This is a genomic window from Caldanaerobacter subterraneus subsp. tengcongensis MB4 (assembly GCF_000007085.1).
Classification (GTDB): Bacteria; Bacillota; Thermoanaerobacteria; order Thermoanaerobacterales; family Thermoanaerobacteraceae; genus Thermoanaerobacter; species Thermoanaerobacter subterraneus.
The window spans coordinates 450,528-468,662 of sequence record NC_003869.1 but is presented as its reverse complement, the minus strand read 5'-3'; the positions used below and the strand labels follow the sequence as shown (position 1 = coordinate 468,662).

General features: G+C 39.2%; 15 protein-coding genes. 5 read left to right on the top strand and 10 right to left on the bottom strand.

The genetic code is table 11. The features are described from left to right. Nucleotides 1-17: 17 nt before the first annotated feature. The 6 genes from TTE_RS02165 to TTE_RS13410 all read right to left on the bottom strand — a co-directional run bounded on the left by TTE_RS02165 (nt 18) and on the right by TTE_RS13410 (nt 6,634). Nucleotides 18-449, bottom strand: a complete 432-nt coding sequence (locus tag TTE_RS02165) for a nucleotidyltransferase domain-containing protein (protein WP_011024890.1) — start codon at nt 447-449, stop codon at nt 18-20. A 33-nt stretch (nt 450-482) separates the two neighbouring features. Next, complete coding sequence (gene hutI / locus TTE_RS02160) at nt 483-1,730, bottom strand: imidazolonepropionase (RefSeq protein ID WP_011024889.1); 1,248 nt, start codon at nt 1,728-1,730, stop codon at nt 483-485. 9 nt (nt 1,731-1,739) lie between these two features. Beyond that, a complete protein-coding gene (gene ftcD, locus TTE_RS02155) occupies nt 1,740-2,636 on the bottom strand; it encodes a glutamate formimidoyltransferase (protein ID WP_011024888.1) in 897 nt (298 codons plus the stop codon). 23 nt (nt 2,637-2,659) lie between these two features. Beyond that, nucleotides 2,660-4,309: a urocanate hydratase gene (gene hutU / locus TTE_RS02150; protein ID WP_011024887.1), complete on the bottom strand. Its 1,650-nt coding sequence runs from the start codon at nt 4,307-4,309 to the stop codon at nt 2,660-2,662. Between the two features lie 123 nt (nt 4,310-4,432). Further along, a complete protein-coding gene (locus tag TTE_RS02145; RefSeq protein WP_011024886.1) occupies nt 4,433-6,412 on the bottom strand; it encodes a methyl-accepting chemotaxis protein in 1,980 nt (659 codons plus the stop codon). Next, complete coding sequence (locus tag TTE_RS13410; RefSeq protein WP_011024885.1) at nt 6,413-6,634, bottom strand: hypothetical protein; 222 nt, start codon at nt 6,632-6,634, stop codon at nt 6,413-6,415. A gap of 338 nt (nt 6,635-6,972) precedes the next feature. Between TTE_RS13410 and yjeM the strand changes: the two genes are divergently transcribed. From yjeM to TTE_RS14440, 4 genes are all read left to right on the top strand, one after another. Next, nucleotides 6,973-8,511, top strand: coding sequence for a glutamate/gamma-aminobutyrate family transporter YjeM (yjeM, locus tag TTE_RS02135; RefSeq protein ID WP_011024884.1), 1,539 nt, complete (start codon nt 6,973-6,975; stop codon nt 8,509-8,511). Nucleotides 8,512-8,773: 262 nt separating this feature from the next. Next, complete coding sequence (nifJ, locus tag TTE_RS02130; RefSeq protein ID WP_011024883.1) at nt 8,774-12,295, top strand: pyruvate:ferredoxin (flavodoxin) oxidoreductase; 3,522 nt, start codon at nt 8,774-8,776, stop codon at nt 12,293-12,295. 77 nt (nt 12,296-12,372) lie between these two features. Further along, nucleotides 12,373-13,461: a VIT1/CCC1 transporter family protein gene (locus tag TTE_RS02125; protein WP_011024882.1), complete on the top strand. Its 1,089-nt coding sequence runs from the start codon at nt 12,373-12,375 to the stop codon at nt 13,459-13,461. Between the two features lie 166 nt (nt 13,462-13,627). Next, nucleotides 13,628-13,756 carry a hypothetical protein gene (locus TTE_RS14440; RefSeq protein WP_259082248.1) on the top strand — a complete coding sequence of 43 codons (129 nt, stop codon included), beginning with the start codon at nt 13,628-13,630 and terminating at the stop codon, nt 13,754-13,756. 45 nt (nt 13,757-13,801) lie between these two features. On the opposite strand, the gene TTE_RS02120 is transcribed toward TTE_RS14440, so the two are convergent. The 4 genes from TTE_RS02120 to TTE_RS13890 all read right to left on the bottom strand — a co-directional run bounded on the left by TTE_RS02120 (nt 13,802) and on the right by TTE_RS13890 (nt 17,412). Next, nucleotides 13,802-14,785 carry a M42 family metallopeptidase gene (locus TTE_RS02120; protein WP_011024881.1) on the bottom strand — a complete coding sequence of 328 codons (984 nt, stop codon included), beginning with the start codon at nt 14,783-14,785 and terminating at the stop codon, nt 13,802-13,804. Continuing rightward, nucleotides 14,782-15,801 carry a M42 family metallopeptidase gene (locus tag TTE_RS02115; protein ID WP_011024880.1) on the bottom strand — a complete coding sequence of 340 codons (1,020 nt, stop codon included), beginning with the start codon at nt 15,799-15,801 and terminating at the stop codon, nt 14,782-14,784. The genes TTE_RS02120 and TTE_RS02115 overlap by 4 nt, the downstream gene beginning before the upstream one ends. Beyond that, complete coding sequence (locus TTE_RS02110; protein ID WP_011024879.1) at nt 15,792-16,832, bottom strand: M42 family metallopeptidase; 1,041 nt, start codon at nt 16,830-16,832, stop codon at nt 15,792-15,794. The genes TTE_RS02115 and TTE_RS02110 overlap by 10 nt, the downstream gene beginning before the upstream one ends. 223 nt (nt 16,833-17,055) lie before the next feature. Next, nucleotides 17,056-17,412 carry a hypothetical protein gene (locus tag TTE_RS13890; protein WP_162009306.1) on the bottom strand — a complete coding sequence of 119 codons (357 nt, stop codon included), beginning with the start codon at nt 17,410-17,412 and terminating at the stop codon, nt 17,056-17,058. Nucleotides 17,413-17,539: 127 nt separating this feature from the next. Here TTE_RS13890 and TTE_RS13885 point away from each other — a divergent pair, with 127 nt between their 5' ends. Further along, a complete protein-coding gene (locus tag TTE_RS13885) occupies nt 17,540-18,130 on the top strand; it encodes a hypothetical protein (RefSeq protein ID WP_157858509.1) in 591 nt (196 codons plus the stop codon). Nucleotides 18,131-18,135: the final 5 nt, after the last annotated feature.

The following is an 18,135-nucleotide window of genomic DNA, read 5'->3' as shown; positions in this document are numbered from 1 at the left end:
ATTCCCCACCACAACTTTTAATATTTTTCCAGCACCTCTTCAATATATTTATCGTACATATATTTGAAGTCTGCTGCTCTTCTTAAAATCTGCATTTCATAACTATCTTTAAACTCTTCAGAGTAAGAATATACGCATATCCCTTTCAAGGCTTCTAGCTGGAATATGGAATGATTTTCTTGAAGAAATACCAAGTCCAATTTATAAGGTTTAAAGAGGTCTTCTAGCTCATTGTAAATATCCGCATAAAGCAAATAACGCTTTTCTATTTTTTCTATATCCTCCAAAAAAACCACGCCCACATCAATGTCTGCCAAAGGGTCATCTATTACTACTTTTTCCCCCTGCAGTAATTTCAATGCATTTTCTTTTTGTGAACCAAACAGGTACACCAAACCTATTTTATATTTTTCACATATTTCTAATAACTTCTGGGATACAGCAAACATTCTTCTTCACCCATTTTCATTGTAACATAAAAACTATTTTATTCCAATAACAACCACATCATTTCCTTTTGCCTTTATCACTGTATTTACATGGTTAATTCCAAAGTGATACATCATATAGTCCAGATTTGGAGCATCAACTAAGACAATATCAGCTCTTTTCCCTTCCTCTATAGTCCCTATTTCATCACCTCTATCAATAGCACAGGCAGCATTTAATGTAACAGCTGTTAGGATTTCCTCTGCCCTCATTTTCATGTTAATATAGGCAAATGACATTATAAGCTGTAAATTCTCTGTAGGGCTTGTACCGGGATTGTAATCTGTACCTAATGCAACAGGCAATCCCCTCTCAATTAATCGCCTCGCATCAGCATAAGGTCTATTCAAAAAGAAAGAAACCCCTGGCAAAAGGACTGCCACTGTGCCTGCTTTTTTCATGAGGTCTATTCCTTCATCAGAGACTTCTTCTAAATGGTCAGCACTTATAGCCCCTAATATCCCAGCCAATTCTCCACCTTTACTGTGGGTAAGTTCATCCGCATGAATTTTTAGTCTAAACCCCAGTTTTTTAGCTTCCTCTAATATTTTCTTCGATTGTTCATAATCAAAAGCCCCTTCTTCACAGAATACATCGCAAAACTCTGCCAGGTCTTCCTCTTTTACCTTAGGAAGCATCTCATTTATTACTTTCTCCACATACCTCCAAGGGTTCTCTTCAAACTCCTGTGGAATAGCATGGGCTCCTAGAAAAGTAGGCACAATATCCACAACAGAAAGGCTTTTTAATTGGTTCATAAGTCTTAAAAGCCGTATCTCTTGCTCTGTATTAAGGCCATACCCACTTTTTACCTCTACAGTAGTCACTCCATGAGAAAGCATGATTTCAAGGCTTTTTAAAGCCTTTTGAAGCAATGCCTCATCAGAGGCCTCTCTAGTCGCTCTTACTGTGGAATGGATACCTCCGCCTTGTTTTAAAATGTCAATATAGGAATAACCTTTAAGCTTTAGAGCCATTTCATTTTCTCTGGATCCATAATGCATCACATGGGTGTGAGGGTCAACAAATCCAGGGAGTGCAATCATACCTTTCGCGTCAATTTCCCTCTCTGCAGAAATTGCGGCAGGAGATTTCCCTGCCGCCAAAATTTTTCCATCTTTTATTGCTATGTAAGCATTCTCTATCTCTTCTATTTTTTCCATATCTTCTCCACAAAGAGGTTTCGTCCCAATCGGCGTATAAATTTTACTTATATTGTATATTAATAAATCTGCTCTCATATGAACACCTCATTCGTAAATTCTGTTTTCCAAAACCATATCCATGGAGAAATTTTCTAATCTCAAATAATAATCGGCAACATCTAGCAACGCTTTTGAAGGCACAAGGCCTATTATTTCACTTCCTACTACATTCACACCATACCTTGAAGCTTCTGCTTTAATTGTCTCAAAAACTCTGTAAATCGGTGTCTTGTTAAAATCTGTAAGGTTCATTGAAACCTGCACAATCCCTCTTTCTCTTAATTCAACCCCCATTGCCTTCACATATCTATAGCCACCACTTGAAAATCTGACAGCTTTAGCGATTTTATTAGCTATTTCAATATCATTTGTGCCAAGGTTTACATTGAAGGCAATCAAAAAATTTCTTGCCCCAATTACTATTGCACCGCTTTTAGGATTCATCTCAGAAGGTCCAAAATCGGGCTTCCACTCTGGCTGTTTTATCTTTTCAAAAAAGCCTTCATATTCCCCTCGCCTTATATTCTCTAAATTTTTTCTCTCAGGAGTTGTAGCTGCTTCTTCATACAGATAAACAGGTATATTAAGCTCTTTCCCTACTCTTTCTCCTAGTTCCCTTGCAATCTGTACGCATTCTTCCATTGTAACATTTTTTACAGGAACAAAAGGAACCACATCCACAGCTCCAATTCTAGGGTGTTCTCCTTTGTGATATCTCATGTCAATTATCTCTGAAGCTTTTTTTATGAGCTTAAAAGCCGCTTCTTTTACCCCCTCTTTATCTCCAACAAAGGTTATAACTGTCCTATTGTGGTCTTTATCTGAAGAATAGTCCAAAAGTTTTACTCCTTCTGTTGAAACCACTTCTTTTATGAGCTCAGAAATCTTTTCCTGATCCCTTCCTTCGCTCACATTGGGCACACATTCAATTATCTGATTCATCTTTCTCCCACGCCCTTTCAAATTCATTTAAGCATAGGCATTTTTATTCCCTTTTCTTTTGCAGTCTTAATTGCTATTTCATATCCTGCATCGGCGTGTCTTACTATCCCAAGACCTGGATCCCCTGTCAGAACCCTTTCAATTCTCAAATCTGTCTCCTTTGTTCCATCAGCACACACAACTACTCCTGCGTGGATGGAATAACCTATTCCTACTCCTCCTCCGTGGTGTACAGAAACCCATGTAGCTCCTGAGGCAGTGTTTAAAAGCGCATTTAGTATCGGCCAGTCTGCTATAGCGTCACTTCCATCCTTCATAGCCTCTGTCTCTCTATACGGTGATGCCACAGACCCTGTGTCATGGTGGTCTCTTCCTATTACAATTGGCGCTTTAAGCTCTCCTTTTCTTACCATCTCGTTTATAGCAAGGCCAAATTCTGCTCTCTGACCATAGCCCAGCCAGCAAATCCTCGCAGGAAGCCCTTGGAATTTCACTCTTTCTCTAGCCAACCTAATCCACCTATTGAGTATGGGGTCATCAGGGAAAAGTTCTAATACTTTCTGGTCTGTCTTGTAAATGTCTTCAGGGTCACCAGACAACGCCACCCAGCGGAAAGGCCCTTTGCCCTCGCAGAACAGGTCCCTTATATACTCGGGAACATAGCTTGGGATGTTGAAGGCGTCTTTTACTCCTTCGTCATAGGCCATTCTCCTTATGTTGTTACCGTAGTCAAAAACTATAGCCCCTCTTTTCTGCATTTCAAGCATAGCTAAAACATGCTCTGCCATCGCCTTTTTAGCTCTCTTTATGTATTCTTCAGGATTGGATTTTCTAAGTGCTATAGCTTCATCTAAAGTCATTCCATTTGGCACATATCCATTTAAGGGGTCATGGGCTGAGGTTTGGTCTGTTACAACATCTGGGATTATGCCTCTTCTCACAAGTTCTGGATGAACATCTGCTGCATTGCCCACCAATCCTACAGATAAAGCCCTTCCTTCTTCTTTTGCCTTCATAACCATTCCCAAGGCTTCATCCAGGTCTTCCGCCATTACATCTAAGTATTTAGTCTCCAGTCTTCTTTTTATCCTGTTTCTATCAACTTCGACTATAAGGCAGGCTCCATCTAACATGGTAATTGCCAGCGGTTGAGCACCGCCCATTCCTCCCAGCCCTGCTGAAAGGACAAACTTGCCCTTTAAGCTTCCGTCAAAGTGCTTTTTGGCTAAAGCAGCAAAAGTTTCAAAAGTCCCTTCTACAATTCCCTGTGAGCCTATATATATCCAGCTTCCTGCCGTCATCTGGCCGTACATGGTAAGCCCTTTTGCTTCAAGGTCCCAAAAAGTCTCCCAGTTGGCCCATTTTGGAACCAGCATGGCATTTGAAATCAAAACTCTTGGTGCCATCTCGTGGGTTTTGAAAATTCCTACAGGTTTTCCCGATTGAACTAGCAAAGTCTCATCCTCTTCCAGGTTTTCAAGGCTTTCTAGTATTTTGTCAAAAGCTTCCCAATTTCTTGCGGCTTTTCCTGCCCCACCGTACACTATCAAGTTTGCAGGATCTTCAGCCACTTCAGGGTCTAGGTTGTTCATAATCATTCTGTAAGGAGCTTCTATCTGCCAGTTTTTGCAGTGAAGCTCTGTCCCTCGAGGTGCTCTTACAACTCTTGACATTAAAATCCCCCCATGTTCTTGTTTCTATAAAGCTTTATAGTATTATTCTATTTAGACTCTCAAAAATCCTGCTAATATTTATACATTTTAAAAAAACATTAAAAAAGCAGGGGAAGACCCCGCTTACTCTACCTTAAACTGCTTAATCGCCTCAATCAATGTATTGGCATAGCTCTTTAACTCATTTGCAGTAGAAGCCATCTCCTCCACTATCGCCGACTGCTCTTCTGATGTGGCTGATACTTCCTCTGCCGACGCTGCCGCCTCCTCTGATACTGCCGCTATGTTCTGTATTGAATCTACTATCCTGTTCTTGTGCTCCTCTATCTCCCTCAAAGATTTCGTCAAATTCTCTATCTTCTCCACTATGAACTTCACTGCATTTAGTATCCCTTCAAATACGTCCTTTGTCGTATTTACTACTTCGCTCTGCTCCTCTATTGACTTCGTCGAATCCTCCACTGTCCTGTGGGTGTTGTTTATCGTAGACTGTATCTCTGCTATCAAATTCGCTATGTTCCTCGCTGCCTGGGAGGACTGCTCCGCTAATTTCCTAACTTCATCCGCTACAACTGCAAAGCCTCTTCCTGCTTCCCCTGCCCTCGCTGCCTCTATCGCTGCATTTAAAGACAATAAGTTCGTCTGGTCTGCTATATTTGTTATTGTCTCCACTATCTTTTCTATCTCTGCCGACTTCTCTAACAGATAATTTGTCGCCTCTTTTACGTTGTTGTTGGCTTGTATTGTGTGCTTTGTCTTTTCTATTAGCTCTTTTATCGTGACAAGACCTTCATTTGAAACCATGTTCACATTTTCTACTTCATGGTTTATTTCCTCAGCGTTTTTGAGAGAGCTATCTATAAGCTGCCCTAAGACCACAGTTGCATTGGCGCTTTCTTCTGCCTCTTTCGCCTGACTTGATGCCCCTTGAGCTATTTCTTCAATCGCCTTTGCTACATCCTGTGTAGCCTGAGCTGCCTGCTCTGAAGCAACTGCCAGGTTTTCTGCAGAGTGGTTTACAGATTCTGATACGCTCTTTATGTCAAATATTAGCTTCTTTATGCCTTCTAACATTGTGTTAAAGCTATTTGCAAGTACTCCTACTTCGTCCTTTGTCTTTACATCGGCTCTTACCGTGATATTGCCTTGTGAAGCTTCTTCCATAGCAGTTACTACTTTCTTTATGCCTGAGGATATGGAGTTGGAGAAGAAGTATGCAATCACAATGCCTATTAGAAGTATTACTATGCTTACTGTGATTATAAAATTCCTTATCTTTGTTACATCTCCTGTCAATTCGCTGTTATCCATCGTAACAACAGCTTTCCAACCGAAACTGTCAAGGTCTCTCACACTAGCAAATTTTAATATATTATTTGATACGTACTGAATCGTAGAATTTTTTGTAGCAAGCAACCTCTCACCAAAATCGTACTTCTTAATTGAAGTAAAAAGTTTAGTAGAATCTGGATGAGAAATTGTAATACCGTCCTTTGTAACGACGTATATGTACCCTGTTTTGCCAAGTTTTACATCAGAAATATTTTTTGAAAGCTGCTCTAAACTTATGTCAATTCCTAAAACACCTATCAATTTTCCACTAGAATCTAAAACAGCTTTTGTCACAGTAATTTCCGGAACCTTTGTGTTAAAGTCTTGATAGGGTTCTGTCCAGGTAATCTTTCCATTTGCATTTACCGCCTCTTTGTACCAGGGCCTTTCCGTAGGGTCGTAATTTTCAAGTTTTTGAATTGGATATAAAATCATTTTCTTTGAAGGAGTTGCAAAATACACGTTCATAGCATCAGGCATAGCCTTTTTTGTCTCTTCTAGCTTCTTTAACACCGCTTCATCTGAGGCCTGACTTCCATCGTAATTTAAAATCTCATTAGACTCTGACAACATTTGCACTATTGTTTCAGTATCCCGCTTAAATGAGTTTACATATTTGTTCAGTACAGACAAAGCTGTCTGATTGGAATCGTTTATCTTAGATTTAAGAACAGATTCTGCGATATTTGTAGAAAAGTAACCTGCTATCACAAGAGGTATTAATATAAAAAGCACCATTAAAACCAGAAGTTTTGTCCTGACACTCCTCATTCAATTACCCTCCCTATACTGTGATATGAAATACCTCTGATCCCCCTTTATCTCCCTCACTACTTCTTCCAATGCCTCTACAATCTTGTAATTATATTTGTAAGGCATTGTCTTCAACTCAAGCATAGCTTCATGCATGCTCTTTAACCTTTTTTGATTGTAAGGCCTTTTTGTAGTCATGGCATCGAAAGAATCGCAAATTCCTATTATATGAGCGCTCAAAAGAATAAGCCCCAGCCCAACGTGAAGTAATCCCCACCTTGCAGTTATAAATTTGCTCCTCCTTAGGAAGCCCTAACTTTTTAGAAACCAAATAAGTAAGCTTCGCAACTCTTATTTCCCTTCTTTTCGACATAATTTGACAAGAAAAATTATACCATATTCCCCTCTAGAAAGTCAATTTTTTAAATTTTTTCAAGTATTAAATTTTACACGCTGGAAATACTGTAAATTAGCGACCTTGACAAAATTCCTAAAAAAGTTATATAATACGTTTGCAATATTTTTGTATGTATTAAAATTTTTTTGTAATAAAAATTTTTGTGTAAAGGAGGAAGTTTATGCAGAAGGGTGTAAACGATGCAAAAAAACTGGCACTAATTCCACTTATTCTGATGATCTTTACCTCTGTATTTGGCTTTACTAACATCCCCCGTTCCTTCTACTTAATGGGATATGGAGCTATTCCATGGTATCTGCTTTCAGGAATAACTTTCTTTATACCTTACGCTTTTATGATGGCAGAGTACGGCTCGGCTTTTAAAGAGGAAAAAGGCGGAATTTACTCGTGGATGGAAAAATCAGTAAATCCAAAGTATGCTTTTATAGGAACTTTTATGTGGTATGCTTCCTACATCATATGGATGGTAAATGTAAGCTCCTCTATATGGATTCCTCTTTCAAATGCCATATTTGGTAAAGATACAACCTCCACATGGAGCCTTTTTGGCTTAAAGGCTACACAGACTCTTGGTCTTCTTGGCGTAATATGGGTAATCACTGTAACGTATATAGCATCTCATGGACTAAAAAGTATTTCAAAAGTGACATCTGTAGGAGGAACAGCTGTAGCACTTCTTAATATCGTTTTACTCTTTGGAGGTATTTTCGTACTGGTTGCGAATAAAGGCAAAATTGCTCAACCCGTTGCATCTGCTTCCGCCTTCATAAGTTCTCCAAACCCAGCTTATCAGACTACTCTTGCGATGCTTGCATTTTTGGTTTTTGCTATATTTGCTTATGGAGGTCTTGAAGTAGTAAGCGGTCTTGTAGATCAGACAGAAAAACCTGAGAAAAACTTCCCAAGAGGGCTTTTGATTTCCGCTATTCTCATTTCTATAGGATATTCTTTAGGAATTTTTATGGTTGGAACCTTCACCAACTGGAAAGAAGTGCTGGGTTCACAAAATGTAAACATGGCAAACGTAGCATATGTTGTTATGAATAACTTGGGATATCAAATAGGTCATGCATTGGGACTTCCAGAAGCTACTTCTCTAGCAATAGGAGCATGGTTTGCAAGGTATGTAGGTCTTTCAATGTTTTTGGCTCTAACCGGCGCTTTCTTTACCCTCACATATGCTCCTTTAAAGCAGATAATAGAGGGAACTCCTGCAAAACTGTGGCCTGGCAAAATAGCCAAAATTGAAGACGGAATTCCTAAAACTGCTATGTGGGTACAGTGCAGCATAGCAGTAGTGATAATCATATTAGTATCTTTTGGAGGCGAAGCTGCAGCTAGATTCTTTGCAAAACTAATTTTGATGACAAATGTGGCAATGACATTGCCTTACGTATTTCTTTCAGGAGCTTTCTATTCTTTTAAGAAAAATAAACAAATTAAAAAGCCTTTTGAAATCTTCAAAAGCAATGCATCATCTCTCATAGCAACAGTTATAGTAACTGCAACAGTCGCATTTGCAAACTTCTTTACAATAATTCAGCCTGCAATTGAGGGAGATTTGAGTTCTACCATTTGGATGATTGTAGGTCCAGTATTCTTCTCATTAGTAGCTCTACTCATGTACAATCGTTATGAGCACGTAAAAGAAAAATCGCCAGTTAAAGTTTCTACAAAAATAAAACCTGAACACAAGTAAGAGAGAGGGTTTTTCCTCTCTCAGTTTATTTTAATTTCACCTAGAAAGTTTTAATTTTTACGCGTATATGGTATAATAAAGGTGTACCTGTTATAGTAATTTGAAAGCTTTAAAAATCTCAAAAAAGCAGTACTGTTATACAGTGTATAAACATCTGTTATATAATATAGCTGTTACACTGTATACTGTACTATAGCAGGTACAATTTTCTTAAAATGGTATGCTCAATAAAAAAAATTACATTAAGGAGAGGAGTAATAAGATGGCTAAAGTGATGAAAACCATGGATGGTAATACGGCTGCTGCCCACGTCGCATACGCCTTTACGGAAGTAGCAGCGATTTACCCAATAACCCCTTCATCACCCATGGCAGAGCTGGTAGACGCCTGGAGTGCCCATGGAAGGAAAAACATATTTGGACAAACTGTAAAAGTCATTGAGATGCAATCAGAGGCAGGGGCAGCAGGAGCTGTTCATGGGTCACTGGCAGCAGGTGCCCTCACAACTACTTTTACTGCATCACAGGGTCTTCTTTTAATGATACCGAACATGTACAAGATTGCGGGTGAACTTTTGCCTGGCGTTTTCCATGTAAGCGCTCGTGCAGTAGCAACTCACGCCCTTTCAATCTTTGGAGATCATTCTGACGTCATGGCTTGCCGTCAGACAGGTTTTGCATTGCTTGCATCAGGCAGCGTACAGGAAGTAATGGACTTAGGTGCAGTAGCACATCTTTCTGCAATTAAAGGAAGAGTGCCATTCTTGCACTTCTTTGACGGATTTAGAACTTCTCACGAAGTGCAAAAGATTGAAGTCTTGGATTACGATGACCTGGCAAAACTTATAGATTACGAAGCACTAAAGGCATTCAGAGACAGAGCTTTAAGGCCAGAAAAACCTGTTACACGCGGCACAGCCCAAAACCCAGATATCTTCTTCCAGGGAAGAGAAGCTGCTAACAGGTTCTACAACGCCCTCCCTGAAGTTGTAGAATACTACATGAACGAAATAAATAAACTCACAGGCAGAAATTATAAGCTCTTTAACTACTATGGAGCACCAGACGCAGAAAGAATAATAGTAGCAATGGGTTCTGTGACCGAGACAATTGAAGAAACAATAGACTATTTGATGAAAAAAGGTGAAAAAGTAGGATTAGTAAAAGTTCACCTTTACAGGCCATTCTCAATAAAGCACTTCCTCGAAGTAGTGCCAAAGACAGTAAAGAAAATTGCTGTGCTTGATAGAACAAAAGAGCCTGGTTCTATTGGAGAACCGCTCTATGAAGATGTAAAGACTGCCTTTTATGAGAGTGAACTGAAACCTGTAATTGTCGGAGGACGCTATGGACTCGGTTCAAAAGACACAACTCCTGCGCAGATTATCGCAGTATTCGAAAACCTAAAATTAGAAGAGCCAAAGAACCACTTCACAATAGGAATAGTAGATGACGTCACAAATACTTCGCTGCCTGTTGGAGAGGAAATAGATACATCGCCAGAAGGGACAACCAGCTGCAAATTCTGGGGATTTGGTTCTGACGGTACAGTTGGCGCAAACAAGAGCGCTATAAAGATCATTGGAGACAACACTGACCTTTATGTTCAGGCTTACTTCCAGTATGACAGTAAAAAATCTGGCGGCGTAACAGTATCTCACTTGAGGTTTGGCAAAAAACCAATAAGGTCTACCTACCTGGTAAACACCGCTGATTTCATAGCATGCCATAAGCAGTCCTATGTGTACCGTTATGACATCTTGAAAGGACTAAAAGATGGCGGCACATTCCTCTTAAACTGCAACTGGAAACCAGAAGAACTGGAAGAAAAACTTCCAGCTTCAATAAAGAGATACCTCGCAAGACACAACATAAACTTCTACATTATAAACGCAGTTGACATAGCAAAAGAAATAGGCTTGGGCGGAAGAATTAACATGATAATGCAGTCCGCTTTCTTCAAGCTCACAAATATAATACCAATTGAGGATGCGGTAAAACACCTAAAAGAAGCAATAGTAGAAGAATACGGACACAAAGGCGAAAAGATAGTCCAGATGAACTTTGAAGCAGTAGAAAGAGGCATCAATTCTCTCGTAAAAGTGGAAGTACCACCTCACTGGGCAGATGCACAGGATGAACCTGAAGAAGAAAGAAATGTACCTGAATTTATTAAAAATGTCGCAGATGTAATGAATAGGCTCGAAGGAGACAATCTCCCTGTAAGTGCTTTCTTGGGAAGAGAGGATGGAACCTTCCCGCCGGGAACTGCAGCTTATGAAAAGCGCGGAATTGCAGTAGACGTACCAGAATGGCAAATAGACAATTGTATCCAGTGTAACCAGTGCGCTTTTGTATGTCCACACGCTGCAATAAGGCCATTCTTGCTCACTGAAGAAGAAGTCAAAAATGCTCCTGAGGGATTTAAAGTCAAGAAAGCCATTGGAAAAGGCTTTGAAGGCTTATATTACAGAATACAAGTCAGCGTCCTTGACTGCACAGGATGCGGAGTGTGCGTAAATGAATGTCCTGCAAAAGAAAAGGCTCTAGTAATGAAACCATTAGAGACACAATTGCACGAAGCAGAGAACTGGGAATATGCAATGACCTTGTCTCCAAAACCCAATCCAATGAGCAAAGAGACAGTAAAAGGAAGCCAATTCGAACAGCCGTTGCTTGAGTTCTCAGGAGCATGCGCTGGTTGTGGTGAAACACCTTATGTGAAGCTAATAACACAGCTATTCGGCGATAGAATGATGATAGCAAACGCAACAGGTTGTTCTTCAATATGGGGAGCAAGTGCACCATCAACGCCTTACACAGTAAACCACGAAGGAAAAGGACCTGCTTGGGCAAACTCTCTATTTGAAGACAATGCAGAATTTGGATTAGGCATGGTACTCGCTGTAAAACAGCAGAGAATGAAGTTAGCTGATATAGTAAAAGAACTGCTAGAGCAAAACATCACAGCAGAGTTAAAAGAAGCACTGCAATTCTGGCTTGACAACATGATGGATGGCGAAAAATCCAAAGAAGCTAGCAAGAAGTTGCTGCCAATACTTGAAAACTATAAAGCTGAAAATGAAAAAGTAAAGACATTAATAAATGAGATACTTGAAAGAAAAGACTATCTGGTTAAAAAATCTCAGTGGATAATAGGTGGAGACGGTTGGGCATATGACATCGGATACGGCGGTTTAGACCACGTACTAGCATCAGGAGAAGATGTAAACATACTGGTGCTTGATACAGAAGTTTACTCCAACACAGGCGGACAGTCCTCAAAGGCAACACCATTAGGCGCAGTTGCACAATTTGCCGCAGCAGGTAAACCACTTATAAAGAAAGACTTAGGTAGAATGGCAATGACATACGGATATGTGTATGTAGCTCAGGTCGCAATGGGAGCAAGCCAGACACAGCTTATGAAAGCCTTAATTGAAGCAGAAAGATATCCTGGTCCATCCCTTATAATCGCTTATGCACCATGTATAGCACACGGAATTGACATGAGCGAGAGCCAGATAGAGCAGAAGAGAGCGGTAGAATCTGGTTACTGGATACTTTATAGATACAACCCGCTCCTCAAGAAGGAAGGAAAGAATCCGTTCATACTGGATTCCAAGCCTCCAAAACTCTCCTTCCAGGAATTCTTGAGGAGAGAAGTAAGATTTACAGCTTTGGAAAGAACCTTCCCGGAAAGAGCAAAAGAACTCTTCGAAGAAGCAGAAAAAGCCGCAATGGAGAGGTACAAAATCTACGAAAGAATGGCAAAAGAAGAGTAAAATTGGAGGGGGTCACTCCCCCTCCTCTTTTATGATATAATTTTGATGTACAATCAAAAATGGGGTGACTTACAGAAATGGATTTTATAAATCAGGCCCTTAACTTTTACAGTGAAGAAATTGAAGCTTACACACTTTACTCCTATCTTTCAAAAATAGAAAAAAGCCCTGAAATTAAAAAAAGATTCAAAAAGCTTTCCGAAATGGAAAAAAATCACGCAGCCTTTTGGGAGAAATTTCTAAAAGATAGAAAAGCTCAAGTTCCAAAATTAAAAAGCCAGCCTTTTAAATTGTTTATCTACAGGATATTTCGCAAACTCCTTGGAAATAAGCTATTCGTAACAATTTTAGAAATGAATGAAACTTCAACTACAGAATGCTATTTTAAATTTCTAAACGAAGTACCTTTATCCGATGAAGAAAAAACAGTTCTCTCCAGAATAATTGAAGAGGAACTGGAGCATGAAAAACTATTCAGTCAGCAAAAAGATAGGATAAGCATTGAAAATATTCGAGATTTCATAATGGGTATGAACGATGGCCTTGTTGAAATCTTAGGAACTGTAACAGGTCTTTCTGCTGTTTATCCGAAAAATCCTATTACTGTAGGCACTGCAGGCCTTGTGGTAGGAGTAGCGGGAGCACTTTCTATGGCAATAGGAGCATATACTTCTGTAAGGTCTCAAAGACAGGTAAATGAAGGGATAAAAAAGAAAATGGAGCTACTATTCAAAGTTTCAAAAGAAAGAGCAAAAGAAGAATTTCTAAATAAGTTGCAGGATTCAGGAATACCAATGGAAGTTGGCGAAGAAATAGCCGAAAAATTAAACAATAATGAGGAGGCCATGACAAATCTCTTGACAGAAGAAATAACTGAAAACGAGGTAAAATCTGCATTGTACACAGGCATCGCATATCTTGTAGGGCTTGTATTCCCTGTAATCCCTTATTTCTTTATCTCTTCCTCTTCTCTATTGGCTTTAGCATTTTCTGTGATATTTGCAGCTATAGCCCTTTCCATAGTGGGAACTGTGGTATCTGTAGCATCAGAAAGCCTATCTATCAAAGGAAAGATAACAGAAATGGTCATCACAGGCCTTGGAGCAGCAGCATTATCTTACCTCTTTGGAACACTGGTACAAAAGGTATTTGGAATAACCGCCTAAACTCCAGACAAAGGGGACGGTTCCTTTCATCTGAACAACTTAGAATTCAGACAAAAGGAACCGTCCCCTTTGTCTGATTTTAAAAAAAGTTGATATTATCATAAATATCTTGTACAATGAAGATAAGAACAATAAATTTTAACCTCTTCCCGAGGAGGGAGAAAAAATGTTTAAATTCAACATAAAAAATCTCATTTGGGCCATAGCAGGGCTTGTCCTCCTCATAGTGGCTGTATTTTTTATAGTCAACTGGCTTGTAAATTCAAAAAATAGCACCTCCAGTGAAAGTGCATAAGCCTATAAATAAAAAGACCCCGCTTAAAAAGCAGGGTCTTTTGCTTTATTTTTCCAGTATTTTTATCAGGAGGTTAATACTTGCCTCTACGTCCTTCTTATCCACCATCTCTGAAACGCTGTGAACATACCTTGTGGGAATAGAAATCACTCCAGAGGGTACTCCCCCTCTTGAAAGGTGAATCGCTCCTGCATCAGTACCGCCAAATTCCAGTATTTCTAATTGATACGGAATACTGTTCTCTTTCGCCACTTCAATCATCATATCTCTCACAGAAGGGCTCACAATTATCGATCTGTCCATTACCTTTATTGCTGCACCTTTACCGAGAGCTACCGCCATTTTCTTCGCTTTAGGAGTATCTCCCGTTGCAGTTACATCCACAGCAATAGCAAAATCAGGATTAATACTGTAAGCGGCTGTAGTAGCACCTCTTAAGCCTACCTCTTCTTGCACTGTGAAAACAAAATACAGCTCATTTTCTGTCTTCACGTTTTTTAGCGCTTCAATCGCCACATAGCATCCTATCCTGTCGTCAAAAGCCTTGGAAATTAACCTATCTCCAGCTTCTACAAACTCTCCTACGAAGCTTCCACTCTCCCCTATTTTGACAAGCTCTTCTGCCTCTTTTTTATCTTTTGCACCTATATCTATGTAAAGCTTCTCCAGTTTAAAATCCTTTTTATCCTCCAAATGCTCTACTCCAATTACTCCTACTGTACCATTTTTAAACTTAACTCTTCTTCCTACAAGGTGCTCTACATAAACGCCACCTATCGTTGTGAACCTCAAGAAGCCTTCCTCTTCAATATGCGTAACCATAATGCCTATTTCATCAGCATGAGCAGCCACCATTATCTTTTTCCCTTTTCCCTTTTTCACACATATCATGTTTCCCATCGCATCATGAGTAATTTCATCGCAAAAACCTTTGACTTCCTCTCTTATAATCTCAAAAACCTTCTCCTCACTTCCCGAAGGTCCAAAAGCCTGTGTTAGCTTTTTTATAAGTTCCACATTCACACTCATTTCAATACCTCCTCAATATTTTTAATCACTAAGTCCACAAGCTTAACTGTATTTTCAAAGTCACTCAGCTTAGCTACAGAGTTGAAAGAATGGATGTATCTACAAGGCACAGAAATAGCTACTGTCTTTATTCCTCCTTTTGTAAGGTGTATTTTACCTGCATCATTTCCACCGCTCGCTATTCTCCTAAACTGATAAGGTACATTATTCTCTTCTGCTATCCTGACAATCTTGTCAATAATCTTTCTGTCATACAAAGTAGTTCTATCCATAAGTGAAATTGCAGGCCCTTTTCCCAGCTCTGTGGAAACCAGATGAGGCTCTGAATCCACAACATCCGCAGCTACAGTTCCTTCCACAACTAACGCAAAATCAGGCTCTACATTATAAGCCGCAACACCCGCTCCTCTTAAACCAACCTCTTCTTGCACTGTAAAAGCCGCGCAAACAGGATATTCATATGTATTTTTCAAAATTTCTATTAATACATTACAGCCTATTCTATCGTCCAAAGCCTTTGCCTTGACATAGCCATCCCCTAAAATCTCGAAATTTGATTCAAAGTAGACATAGTCACCGGGTGAAATGTGCTTTAAAGCTTCTTCTTTAGATGCTGCTCCAATGTCTATATAGAGTTCATCAAAGTCAAGAGGTTTTTCCTGCTCTCCTTTTTTCTGAAGATGTATAGGTTTTGCACCTATTACCCCGTTTATCTTCTTCTCCCCTACCTTTACTGCTTTGGCTACCAGAATACGGTTGTCAACTCCGCCCACAGGAGAAAAACTTAATGTCCCGTCTTCATTTACAGACTTCACCATTAAAGCAACTTCATCCATGTGAGCAGCCAGCATCACCTTTGGCTTTTCCTTTTTCCCTTTTTTGCAGGCTATCAAATTCCCAATTCTATCCACATAAAGCTCATCCACATAAGGTTTAACTATCTCTTTTATCTTCTCTCTTACCTCTTTTTCATCTCCAGAAGCACCTAAAAGCTCAGTTAACTCCTTTAATAACATAAATGTCCCTCCAATTCCTCAGGCAGATTGGCAATATAGTGTGCCAGCAGTCTGCCGCTTTCTATTATGTCTTTCATATTAGCAGTTTCCACAGAAGTATGCATGTACTTCAAAGGTATTGACACAAGCCCTGTAGGAACTCCTTTTTTTGACACCTGGATTGCCCATGCATCAGTGCCTGAATGCCCAGGAAGCGGCTCTATCTGATAATTTATATTGTATTTTTTCGCTATATCTACAAGCCCTTTATATACAGCAGGATGAATATTAGGCCCCTTCCCAATCGCAGGCCCTTTCCCTATCTCTATGTCGCGGCTAACTCCCCTCGCTTTCGCATGAGTCACATCAATCGCTATAGCTATGTCAGGTTCAATATTGTAAGAAGAAGTTATAGCTCCTCTTACCCCCACCTCTTCCTGAAGAGTAGCTACAGCATACACGTCGTGATAATGGTACATCTTCCTTAGTTCATCAAGGCATACTGCCATCACCACAACCCCTGCCCTATCGTCTAAAGCCTTTCCTGAAACATTATCATTCAAAAGTTCTCTAAACTCCCTTTTCACAGTTATAATATCTCCAATGCTTACCAGCTTCTCTACTTCCTCTTTCGGAAGCCCTACGTCTACGTACATATCGTCTATTTTTATTGCCTTCTCCATATCTTCGGAGGATAAGAGATGAGGCGGTTTACTCCCTATAACTCCCAATAATTCTTTTTTACCGTGCACTATGACTTCTTGAGAAGGAAGGGTTCTTTGGTCCACTCCTCCAACCGGTGTAAATTTTATAAATCCTTTCTCATCAATATCTTTCACCATAAGCCCTATTTCATCCAAATGGGCTGCCAGCATCACCTTATACTTGCCTTTTAAACCCTTCTTTTTAAAAATTAAATTTCCAAAATTGTCCTCTAGAACTTCATCGGAAATCTCTTCAAATTCTTTTTTCAAAAGCTGATAAATTCCTCTTTCATGTCCGGAGACCCCGTGACTTTCACTAAGCTTTTTTAACAGCTCCTTATAATCCATTTTCTACCCCTTCCCATCTAATTTTATTAAACAAAGTGGTAAAATTCTGCTTTTGCCCTTCCTGAGTTTATTATTTCTACATAAATCTCTAAAATCCTTCTGTAATTTTTCATCTTCTAAAGATATTTTAAAAAAAATGGACCCTACCCCCTTGACAAAATACATTTATACTGTTATATTATTATATAACAGTATAAATGTTTGGGAGGTCATTTCATATGCATCAAAATCTAATTGAAACAATCGCGTTTTTAGCATCTTTTACACTTGTAGTAGGAGGCTTAGCATTTTTATTTTCAGACAAGGCTTCAAATATACCTTTGCTAAAAACCCTAAAAGAAAGCTCTATCGCAAAAATAGCAGCATCAGGAGCTTTTGCCTTAATCGCCTGGTTTTTACCCTGGATTTCACTGAAAGTACTTTTTCTCGCTTTGGCTTTTGTGCTACTTCTGAGCATTTTTCCTCTCAAAAAAACTCTCTCTCCTCTTGGGACAGTTATTCTCATATTTTTTCTTATAATAATCGCTCTGGGACTTTTAGCAATACCTGTAAGTACCCTGCCGCAGATAAATATAAACATACCTCCAATAGATATTTCTGACTCCTCAGGAGACGTCGTTATTAATCGCTTAGATAAAAAAGTACTTCCTGATACAGAAATACCTCTAGAAGACGTACAAAATATCCAAATTTCGACATATTCAGGCATGGAATTAGAATTTACAAAAACTAACACTATTGAAATTCCTTCTGATTTTGTCGTGAAAAAAGAGGGAGAAAACTTAATTTTATCAGAACTAAGCCAAAAAAACGTAACTTATGTAATAAAAGTGGGAACCCTATCCCCAAAAAACCTGGAGATAAATTGTTCAGGAATTAAAATCACTAGAAAAGCTGACTTAAAAGATTTCTCACTGAATTGCGACGGTGCTAAAATAAATGCTGACATAACCTCAGAAAAAGAAACTTCAATCCACTGTAGCGGCTTGAACCTGACCGGAAAACTGCGCGGAGAAAATTTAAATATCGACGCAGACTGCATTAACATGTCTGGAGAATTATATTTTGATAAAATTTTTATCAATTCTTCGGGAATAAATATTCACACCTCTGCAAAATTTAATGACTTTAAAATAAGTTCTTCAGGTTTCAATGGGACTATTGAAATTTTGAATTCCTCAAATGAGAGGGGAAACTTATTAATTGACAGCGATGGCGGTTTAGCAAGAATTATTAACAAAAATAACGCTCCTGTAGAAATAAAAACTCACGGTTTTATAAAACTTGTAAAAGAGTGAGGGTA

Bases quoted from the DNA above. Each gene is read 5' to 3' on its own strand.
- TTE_RS02120 (WP_011024881.1), bottom strand. From the start codon at position 14,785: ATGAGTGTGAATGTGGAACTTATAAAAAAGCTAACACAGGCTTTTGGA.
- hutU (WP_011024887.1), bottom strand. From the start codon at position 4,309: ATGTCAAGAGTTGTAAGAGCACCTCGAGGGACAGAGCTTCACTGCAAA.
- TTE_RS02145 (WP_011024886.1), bottom strand. From the start codon at position 6,412: ATGAGGAGTGTCAGGACAAAACTTCTGGTTTTAATGGTGCTTTTTATA.
- TTE_RS02165 (WP_011024890.1), bottom strand. From the start codon at position 449: ATGTTTGCTGTATCCCAGAAGTTATTAGAAATATGTGAAAAATATAAA.
- TTE_RS02110 (WP_011024879.1), bottom strand. From the start codon at position 16,832: ATGGATTATAAGGAGCTGTTAAAAAAGCTTAGTGAAAGTCACGGGGTC.
- TTE_RS02125 (WP_011024882.1), top strand. From the start codon at position 12,373: ATGGATTTTATAAATCAGGCCCTTAACTTTTACAGTGAAGAAATTGAA.
- hutI (WP_011024889.1), bottom strand. From the start codon at position 1,730: ATGAGAGCAGATTTATTAATATACAATATAAGTAAAATTTATACGCCG.
- nifJ (WP_011024883.1), top strand. From the start codon at position 8,774: ATGGCTAAAGTGATGAAAACCATGGATGGTAATACGGCTGCTGCCCAC.
- TTE_RS14440 (WP_259082248.1), top strand. From the start codon at position 13,628: ATGTTTAAATTCAACATAAAAAATCTCATTTGGGCCATAGCAGGGCTT.
- TTE_RS13885 (WP_157858509.1), top strand. From the start codon at position 17,540: ATGGAATTAGAATTTACAAAAACTAACACTATTGAAATTCCTTCTGAT.
- TTE_RS02115 (WP_011024880.1), bottom strand. From the start codon at position 15,801: ATGTTATTAAAGGAGTTAACTGAGCTTTTAGGTGCTTCTGGAGATGAA.
- yjeM (WP_011024884.1), top strand. From the start codon at position 6,973: ATGCAGAAGGGTGTAAACGATGCAAAAAAACTGGCACTAATTCCACTT.
- TTE_RS13890 (WP_162009306.1), bottom strand. From the start codon at position 17,412: ATGTTTATATTTATCTGCGGCAGGGTACTTACAGGTATTGCTAAAAGT.
- ftcD (WP_011024888.1), bottom strand. From the start codon at position 2,636: ATGAATCAGATAATTGAATGTGTGCCCAATGTGAGCGAAGGAAGGGAT.